We start from the raw sequence: 9,402 nt of genomic DNA on the forward strand, positions 1-9,402 counted from the left end.
TAAACATGACAAAAAAAAGAATTGCCTATACAATAGGTGCAATTGTATTCCTCATTATTGCTTATTCATTTATTAACCGTTCTAGTGACGAAAACATATCACTCACAGCAAAAGTTACAAAAGGTACATTTTTAAACGAAGTCTTTATTTCTGGCGAAGCACAATCTACAAGCTCTAAAAAAATCAATGGTCCTACTAATGCTAGACGTTTTGGTATTTACAATATAAAAATTCAAGATTTAGTTCCAGAAGGAACTATTGTGGAAAAAGGCGGTTATATTGGAAAACTTGATGTATCAGAGCTTAATGGTAAAATACTCGATGCTCAATTAAATTTAGATAAAGCAGAATCTAAATATACACAGCAACAACTAGACACAACACTTACTCTAAAGCAAGAGCGCAATGCTATTAAAGATTTACTTTTCAACATAGAAGAAAACCAATTAGAACTTAAGCAATCTCTTTATGAAGCACCTGCTGTTATTAGACAATTAGAAATTAAAATAGAAAAGTTTGAACGTGATCTAAATGAAAAAAAGAAGATTACTCTATTAAAAAACGACAAGCTAATGCCAAAATGATTGAAGTAGGAACTGAAGTTTCTAAAATTAGAAAAACAATTGATGAATTATTAGAGTTACAAAAGACATTCACTATTTATTCTGAAGATGATGGCATGGTTACCTACATAAAAGAATGGAATGGTACAAAAAAGAAAGTAGGATCTACAATATCACCTTGGGAACCAGCTATAGCTAGCTTACCTGATTTAACAAAAATGGAATCGAGAACCTATAGTAACGAAGTTGATATTAGAAAGATAAAAAAGGATTTAAAAGTTAAAGTTGGCTTTGATGCATTTCCAGACATAGAATTAGATGGTATAGTAACAGAAGTTGCGAATGTTGGAGAAACCAAAGCAGGATCTGACATTAAACTTTTTCAGGTTTTAATAAAACTTAATGGAACTAATAAAAATATTAGACCTGGCATGACAACTTCTAACAAAATACTTACAAAACAAGAAGATAATGTTTTAATGATGCCTTTAGAAGCTATATTCTCAAAAGACTCTATTAGCTATACTTATGTTAAATCTGGTTTGTCAATCGAAAAAAGACAAGTAGAATTAGGCTCATCTAATAATGAAGTTATTATTGTTAATAAAGGTTTAAAAGAAAATGATGTTGTTTATTTAAATAAACCTGAAGATTTAGATGATAAAAGTATAACGCTATTAAAATAAGTATGATAGATAAAATACTTTTAGAAAAACTTAAATCTACATTTAATGAAGCATTTTGGTTTATTAAAACAAATAAAGTTAGAACTTTTTTAACTGCTTTAGGTATTATTTTTGGTGTAGCTTCGGTAATTACGATGCTTGCAATTGGTAATGGCGCTGAAAAAGAAATATTAGCCCAACTTGAACTAGTAGGGGTTAATAATATCGTTGTAACTCCCATACCTGACGAAAAAGATGAAGATACCGAAGACAATGAGGAGGAAAATAATAAGCCTGAATCTAAACGATTTTCTAAGGGACTGGATGTATTAGATGCTCTAAACATTCAAAAAAACATACCCAGTGTAAAACTTACTAGTCCAGAAATAATTTTAAACACTTATGTCATTAACAATGGCAAACAAAACACGGTTAAACTTATAGGAATCTCTCCAGAATTTTTTGAAGCCTCTAACATAAATTTAGAAAAAGGCAAATCGTTTTCTAAGTATCAAATTAAGAATGCATTACCTGTATGCATTGTTGGTAAAAAAGTCGAGAAAAAACTATTTACAGGAGAAAGTGCTATTGGTAAACATATTAAAGTAAAAGATGTTTGGTTACAAGTTATTGGTGTTATAGAAGAAAAATTAATATCAGATAAGGCTCAAGAAAATTTAGGAATAAGAGACTTAAATGAAGATGTTTATATCCCTATAAACACTTTTTTAGTTAGATATATAGACCGAAAAATAATTAGTGATAAAATTAATGCTAATAGAAACAACCAAAACCAAAATGGTCCCAAAAAAAGTATTCCTAGAGGGAATTATCATCAAATAGACAAATTAACCATTCAAGTTTCAAATTCAAATGAATTAAAAGCTACTGCTGAAGTGGTAAGTAAAATGCTTAAACGCAGACATAATGATGTCTTAGATTTTGAAATAACAATCCCAATCCAACTGCTAAAACAACAACAAAAAACAAAGCAAATTTTCAATATAGTGCTTAGTATTATTGCAGGGATATCGCTACTTATTGGAGGTATTGGTATTATGAATATTATGCTTGCTTCTGTACTAGAAAGAACCAAAGAAATAGGAATTATTCGCGCTATTGGTGCCACAGAAGAAGATGTTATTCTTCAATTTTTATCAGAATCGATACTCATTAGTGTTGGAGGAGGTATTATTGGAATTATTGTTGGAGTTATTGGCGCTTATGTCATTGAAATCGTTTCAGGAATAGAAACCGTTTTATCTATAAATTCCATCCTACTTTCCTTTTTTATTGCCGTTCTTGTCGGGTTAATTTTTGGAATATTTCCAGCAAAAGCTGCTGCTAACAAAAGACCAATAGAAGCTTTAAGAACAGAATAATTGTAACATCATCAATCAAAAAAACATATTAATAAATGAACAAACTATTTATTATTATCCTAGTTGGTATTCTACCATCAGTTATTTTTTCACAATCAAAAAAAATAACACTATCTGAAGCTATTAAAATAGCACAAAAAGAATCTCCAGATTATAAAAGAAATTTAAACACAAACCAAGCAAGCTATTGGAGGTATAAAAATTACAAAGCGCGCTTTTTACCACAACTTAGATTAGAAGCAACATTACCTGAGTTTAGTAATTCTGTTAGGAGGCAAACTAATGATGCAGGTCAAGATGTTTTTGTAAATCAAAATCAATTATTATTAGCAGGAGGTTTGTCTTTATCTCAAAATATTCCATTAACAGGCGGTACGTTATCTTTATACTCAAATTTAGAAAAAGTAGACCTTTTTGGGAATAATGATATTACAAATTATTCTGTAGTTCCCTTTTCTATTAGATATAATCAAAGTTCACTTTTCTATAATAGGTTTAAATGGGATAAAAAAATTGAACCTTTAATTTATGAAGAATCTAAACGTGATTTTATTGAAAAAATGGAAGCTATTTCAATAAATACCTGCCGTCGTTATTTTAGTCTGCTCAAAGCGCAAATGCAATTAAATATAGCTGAGAAAAACTTATCAAATCAAGATACACTATATCAAATTTCACAAGGACGGTATAAAATGGGAAAAATTGCTGAGAACGAATTATTACAAATGGAGTTATCCTTATTAAATTCTAGAAATAATGTCACTAGCAATACTATTGAACTTAAGAGGACTTCTCAAAATATGGCACGTTATTTAGAATTAGAAACTGAAGACATTCAATTAAAAGTACCTGAAGAATTAGCGCTTTTTGAAGTGGATGTTAATAAAGCTATTGACGAAGCTCAATCAAACAGAAAAGCTGTTATTGAATTTAGAAGATTGAGATTACAGTCTGAAAATAATTTAGCACGAGCAAAAGGGAGTAATAGATTAGAAATGAACCTTAGTGCAAACATAGGAATATCTCAGTTTGGCAATGATTTTGACAACTTATTCAATAATTATAATAAGCAACAATACGTATCATTAAGATTTGGTATTCCAATTTTTGATTGGGGTGTTTCAAAATCAGAACGTAAAATGGCTGAAGCTAATTTAGATTTAACAAACAACGATATTGAACAAGACAAACAAGAATTTGAACAAGAAATTTATTTACATGTTCTAAATTGGTCAAGTAAAAGAGACTTTTTAGTTACAGCACAAAAAGCAAAAGAAATAGCTGAAAAGAGTTATGATATCACTAAAAAAAGATATGTTTTAGGTAAAGTTACTATTACAGATTTAAATATCAGTCAAGAAAAAAAAGACCAAGCTATTGTAAAATATTTAGATTCTTTAGAAGCTTTTTGGATTGATTACTATACATTAAGACAACTCACGCTATATGATTTTTTAAATGATAAAAAAATAGAAGCAGAAGATATTCTTTATAATTAAAAACTGGTTATAAATTCATATTTTTGAATCATGAGCTTTATTAAAACTACCGAGCAAGATTCAAACTACAGCCATCTGGAAAAAATGGATATATCTTCATTATTAAGTAATATTAATAAAGAGGATAAAACGGTGCCTCTAGCTGTAGAAAAAGCCATTCCTCAAATAGAAAAACTGGTTACTACTATAGTAACTAAGCTAAAAGATGGTGGTCGATTGTTTTATATAGGAGCAGGAACTAGCGGTCGCTTAGGCATATTAGATGCCTCAGAATGCCCTCCTACATTTGGTGTTTCTCATAATCTAGTTATAGGTTTAATTGCTGGTGGAGATACTGCTATTAGAAAAGCTGTAGAGTTTGCAGAAGATTCACTAACACAGGGATGGGAAGATTTAAAAGCATATAATATTTCTAACAAAGATGTTGTGGTTGGTATAGCTGCATCTGGTACTACCCCCTATGTAATTGCTGCATTAGAAAATTGCAATAAAAATAATATGACTACAGGATGTATTACTTGTAATAAAAATAGTCCTTTATCTCAAACAGCTCAATTTCCTGTAGAAGTTATTGTGGGACCTGAATTTGTAACTGGAAGCTCACGAATGAAAGCTGGAACCGCACAAAAACTAGTTCTTAATATGATAACCACAACAACCATGATTCAACTGGGACATATTAAAGGAAATAAAATGGTGGATATGCAATTAAGCAATAATAAACTAGTTGATAGAGGGACAAAAATGATAATGACAGAGCTTAATATTTCTCAGGAAAAAGCAAAAGATTTACTAAATACATATAAAAACGTACGTTCAGCAATAAAAAACTATAAGGATGGAAACTAAAAAAACAGATAAAATATTACTTTTTAAAGGCATCAAACTTTTGATATTCGCAGCCCTAAGCCTTTTCATGGGACCAACTTTAATGACTATGGCGCTTTCTGATAAAGAAAATTCACTTTATATTCCTTTATTAATTGTGGCTTGCTTAATATGTGCTATGGCAGTATTCTTAATATTTAAAGGAATTAAAATCATTATGTCGAGCATGTTTGATAAAAAATAATCAACTCAATGAGGTTTCTTTTGGCGTTGTAGGATTATAACCAAACTCTGAATCATCAAAAGAAATTTTTAATCCTTCCAAAATATAATTAATTATAGCATAATGATGGATGGTATGACTATTGGCTTGAGCTAACAAAGCTCCAAAAGTATAATGAATTTCTGATTTTCCCATTCCTAAGTCATCAATGACTAAAATAGTATCAGTTACATTAATGAGTTCTGTATTCAACTTTTGAATTATTGAATCTAAATAATTTTGAGCACATTCACAGTCAGATGCTACATCCTTGTTTCTACTTCTTGCTGTTAAATCTACTTTATTATTTGAACTGACATTAAAAATACAACCATAAAAATCTAATATATGTCTTATATGATTTCCAATACTAGAATGATAAGGCGGAACAGAAGCTTCACATAATAAATTATCATCTAAATGATCTAATAACAATTTTGTTTTATTAAGAGTTTTAAGCGAAGATTCAATTATAATATTCATGTGTTATATTCTATAGTTATTCAATGGTCACGTAGCTTCCATGTAATCATTTCCTTAATATCAAAATTTAGTTATGGATGTTTCATGCACTCTAAAATAGCTAAATAATTTGATTAAAAAAATGACTTTATTTTAGTCTGCAATGATTTGAATCCTTACATGAAAAATCAAGAACAATCCAATTAATTAGAAAGTGCTAAATCTTCAAGAACCAAACGCAACTCACCATAAGAATATTTATCATCTAACTGATTTTTTAAATCGGATACATTCTCAAAGGTCTTCTTAGGTATAACTTGTTTTAATTCTTGATAATGCACTTTAGATATTAAATCTGTAATTTTTACTTCTCCAGAACTAATAAAACTAGCTAAGTGTCCAAAAATAGTATTTTCATTCAATTCACGTTCATTAGCAATAGCTTCAATAGATTTTCCAGATTTAAACAACTCTAAGGATATGTTTCTAGTTTCACCTTTCTTCGTTTTAGGTTTCTCATTTTCAAAAATATCTTGAGGTTTAGAAACCTCTATATCGTTTTCTTCACAAAAATCTATAATCGTTTTTAAAATAAGACTTCCATATTTTTCAACGCGTACCTTTCCCATACCGTGAACTAACAAAAGTTCTTCTTTTGTTACTGGTAAGGTTTCACACATTTCGTATAATGCTTTTTGAGAAAAAACCTGATAATGAATTAAATCCTTTTCACTTGCAATTTCATTTCTAAGCACTCTTAATATTTCAAATAATTCAACATTTGTAGTACCATCAATAACCGTTTTTCTTGTTTTCTTAGGTTTATCTTTTGCTAAAAAGACAGCTTTAGTTCTTAACTCCAAGAAGATTTTAGTACTAAAATCATCTAATAAACCATTAAAAAACAAAAGCTTTGTTGCTAGTAATTCTTCAATAATATCTATATTTTTAATAATATCAGTATTTACCGTTTTATTATCAGTTGTAAAACTGAAAGATTTTAAAGATCCCACTATTTTTTCCTCTGTTTCAGTTTTAAAATAATGAATAGCCTTTTTAAATCGTCCTTGAATAGGTTCACTAAACTCTGGCAACACATCTTTTTCTAAAAGCTGTTTTAGTTGACTGTTAAAACTATGACTTACTTTTAGAAAGGAAGCAATACAATCTTTAATAGCTAATAATGGCACTTCAACTTTACCTTCAATACTAGTTCTATTTTTATAATAAATATCTAAAACCCGATTTAAAGGGTATAAAAATTCATAAAAATTAAAAATATCGAATATTAAATCCAGTTGAAATGCTTGTTGTGAAGCCACTAAAACGTGTTCATCTGGCTCATTCTCTTCAGCATTTTTATTAAACGATATTACATGAACATCGCTAATAATCTGGCTAGAATGAATTTTACTTTTTAAAACTAAACCCTCTAATGTTTTACATCTACTGAGTGCCACGTAAGTTTGTCCGTGAGCAAAAGCACCTTGAGCATCAATAATTGCATTTTCAAAAGTTAACCCTTGACTTTTATGAATGGTAATTGCCCATGCTAAACGTAGTGGCATTTGCGTAAATGATCCTATTTTCTCTTCCCTTATTGCTTTAGTCTCATCATCAACAGTATAGTTAATATTCTCCCACACCTCAGGTGTCGTAACAATATTAAAATCATCATCAGGACAATGCACAACAACTTCATCAGTATCTAAAAGAATCACTTTTCCTATTTTTCCATTATAATAACGCTTATCAGGACTACTGTCATTTTTTATAAACATCACTTGAGCACCAACCTTCAAGCTAATGGCTTCATTATTCGGAAAAGAAAACTCAGGAAACTTCCCTTCTACTTTTGCTTTATAAATATGCGTATTAGTATTTAACTTATCTAACTCAACTTTATTTGTAGTCTCCGCTTTATTATTATGAGTCGTTAACGAAATATAACCCGCATCAGGTTCTGGAATAAAATTAGGAATGTGCCTTTTATTCAATTCTTCTGCCGAAGCTTCTGTAAGTTCATTATTCCTAATCTCATTTAGTATTTTTATAAACATGGGGTTCTCCTGCCTATAAATATGCTTTAATTCAATAGTTACAGCGTTACAAGCCTCATAAGCATGACTACTAAAAAAGAAACTGTTTTTATAAAATGGTTTTAATAACTCCCATTCGTTCTCTCTAATAACAGGCGATAATTGTTGCAAATCACCAATCATCAATAACTGTACACCACCAAACACCTTATTTCTAACTCTAAAACGACGCAAGGTTTTATCTATACCATCCAATAAATCGGCACGTACCATACTAATCTCATCAATAATTAACAAGTCCATAGACTTTATAATATTGATTTTTGTCTTACTAAATTTTCTATTAAAACCTTTTGATGCATTCAAATCGGTATCAGGCAAAATAGGCCCAAAAGGCATCTGAAAAAATGAATGTATCGTTACTCCTTTCGCATTAATAGCAGCGACACCCGTAGGAGCTACAACCACCATACGCTTCAAGCTATTCATTTTAAGCTTATGTAAAAATGTTGTCTTTCCCGTACCAGCTTTCCCTGTTAAAAAAACAGATCTATTTGTATTATTTACAAACTCCCAGGCTAATTCCAGTTCTTTATTAATAAGCATTAAAACAATATTTTAAAATAGAAATTGAATATACTAATTTGCAATTTTATTTGGGCGGGTTTTTAATAAAAATAAAAACCGAGCTATCCACTATATCTTTTTATTAGGTCTTTACAAGAAGTAAGCAACGTGGTAATTTTATTAATTAATTCCCTAACCTAAATTCAAGATGTATTTAGCCATAAAAAGGATGTCGTTACTATCGCTCCCGCAAATTATTTGCAAAGACAAGTATTAACACTCAAGCTATAAAGTATTTAGATACTTTGAGTTTAAGACAAAAAAAGAGTGTAACTAAACAACAATTAGAGTATATATCAAAAAAAAAGTCCTCAACAAATAAATGTTGAGGACTTAAAAAAGGCAACGACCTACTCTCCCACAAATGCAGTACCATCGGCGCTAACGGGCTTAACTTCTCTGTTCGGAATGGTAAGAGGTGAGCCCCGTCGCTATAACCACCTTAAGTTATAGCTGCTCGCTATTGGATATTATCCTTTAGCATACAGCGTCCCGATTAAAATCGGAACAAATATCTTAACATATTGAAAATAAGAGACATGATTGTTATAATTGTATATTGAACTTATAAAAAAACAGGCGTACAATAAGCCTATGGGTTATTAGTACTACTCGGCTATGACATTACTGCCTTTACACCTATAGCCTATCAACGTGGTAATCTTCCACGACCCTTTAAAGAAATCTCATCTTGTGGTGGGTTTCGCGCTTATATGCTTTCAGCGCTTATCCCTTCCAAACGTAGCTACTCTGCAATGCTCCTGGCGGAACAACAGATACACCAGAGGTTTGTCCAACTCGGTCCTCTCGTACTAGAGTCAGATCCACTCAAATTTCTAACGCCCACTGTAGATAGAGACCGAACTGTCTCACGACGTTCTGAACCCAGCTCGCGTGCCACTTTAATGGGCGAACAGCCCAACCCTTGGGACCTTCTCCAGCCCCAGGATGTGACGAGCCGACATCGAGGTGCCAAACCCCCCCGTCGATATGAGCTCTTGGGGGAGATCAGCCTGTTATCCCCGGCGTACCTTTTATCCTTTGAGCGATGGCCCTTCCATGCGGAACCACCGGA

At 31.0% G+C, this 9,402-nt stretch carries 8 protein-coding genes and 2 rRNA genes (1 of these 10 only partly in view); 6 read left to right on the forward strand and 4 right to left on the reverse strand.

What is annotated here, in order from left to right; all coding sequences use genetic code 11:
* Nucleotides 1-5 precede the first annotated feature (5 nt).
* The 6 genes from RHP49_00950 to RHP49_00975 are packed head-to-tail and all read left to right on the forward strand — an operon-like array spanning nucleotide 6 to nucleotide 5,181.
* Nucleotides 6-584, forward strand: a complete 579-nt coding sequence (locus RHP49_00950; GenBank protein WNH12842.1) for a hypothetical protein — start codon at nucleotides 6-8, stop codon at nucleotides 582-584.
* On the forward strand, nucleotides 581-1,249 hold the full coding sequence (locus RHP49_00955) for an HlyD family secretion protein (protein WNH12843.1): 669 nt from the start codon (nucleotides 581-583) through the stop codon (nucleotides 1,247-1,249). Before RHP49_00950 ends, RHP49_00955 begins: the two co-directional genes overlap by 4 nt.
* 2 nt (nucleotides 1,250-1,251) lie before the next feature.
* Complete coding sequence (locus RHP49_00960) at nucleotides 1,252-2,610, forward strand: ABC transporter permease (protein ID WNH12844.1); 1,359 nt, start codon at nucleotides 1,252-1,254, stop codon at nucleotides 2,608-2,610.
* 35 nt (nucleotides 2,611-2,645) lie between these two features.
* Nucleotides 2,646-4,109: a TolC family protein gene (locus tag RHP49_00965; GenBank protein WNH12845.1), complete on the forward strand. Its 1,464-nt coding sequence runs from the start codon at nucleotides 2,646-2,648 to the stop codon at nucleotides 4,107-4,109.
* A 30-nt stretch (nucleotides 4,110-4,139) separates the two neighbouring features.
* Nucleotides 4,140-4,958, forward strand: coding sequence for an N-acetylmuramic acid 6-phosphate etherase (gene murQ / locus RHP49_00970; protein WNH12846.1), 819 nt, complete (start codon nucleotides 4,140-4,142; stop codon nucleotides 4,956-4,958).
* Nucleotides 4,948-5,181: a DUF6095 family protein gene (locus RHP49_00975; protein ID WNH12847.1), complete on the forward strand. Its 234-nt coding sequence runs from the start codon at nucleotides 4,948-4,950 to the stop codon at nucleotides 5,179-5,181. The genes murQ and RHP49_00975 overlap by 11 nt, the downstream gene beginning before the upstream one ends.
* On the opposite strand, the gene RHP49_00980 is transcribed toward RHP49_00975, so the two are convergent.
* The 4 genes from RHP49_00980 to RHP49_00995 form a co-directional block, all read right to left on the reverse strand.
* On the reverse strand, nucleotides 5,182-5,682 hold the full coding sequence (locus RHP49_00980) for a hypothetical protein (protein ID WNH12848.1): 501 nt from the start codon (nucleotides 5,680-5,682) through the stop codon (nucleotides 5,182-5,184).
* A 182-nt stretch (nucleotides 5,683-5,864) separates the two neighbouring features.
* Nucleotides 5,865-8,306, reverse strand: coding sequence for a helix-turn-helix domain-containing protein (locus RHP49_00985; GenBank protein WNH12849.1), 2,442 nt, complete (start codon nucleotides 8,304-8,306; stop codon nucleotides 5,865-5,867).
* 358 nt (nucleotides 8,307-8,664) lie between these two features.
* Nucleotides 8,665-8,772: ribosomal RNA gene (rrf, locus tag RHP49_00990) — 5S ribosomal RNA — on the reverse strand.
* A gap of 137 nt (nucleotides 8,773-8,909) precedes the next feature.
* A 23S ribosomal RNA gene (locus RHP49_00995) occupies nucleotides 8,910-9,402 on the reverse strand (it continues 2,329 nt past the right edge of the window).

Source organism: Flavobacteriaceae bacterium HL-DH10, assembly GCA_031826515.1.
GTDB classification, from domain to species: Bacteria; Bacteroidota; Bacteroidia; order Flavobacteriales; family Flavobacteriaceae; genus Thalassobellus; species Thalassobellus suaedae.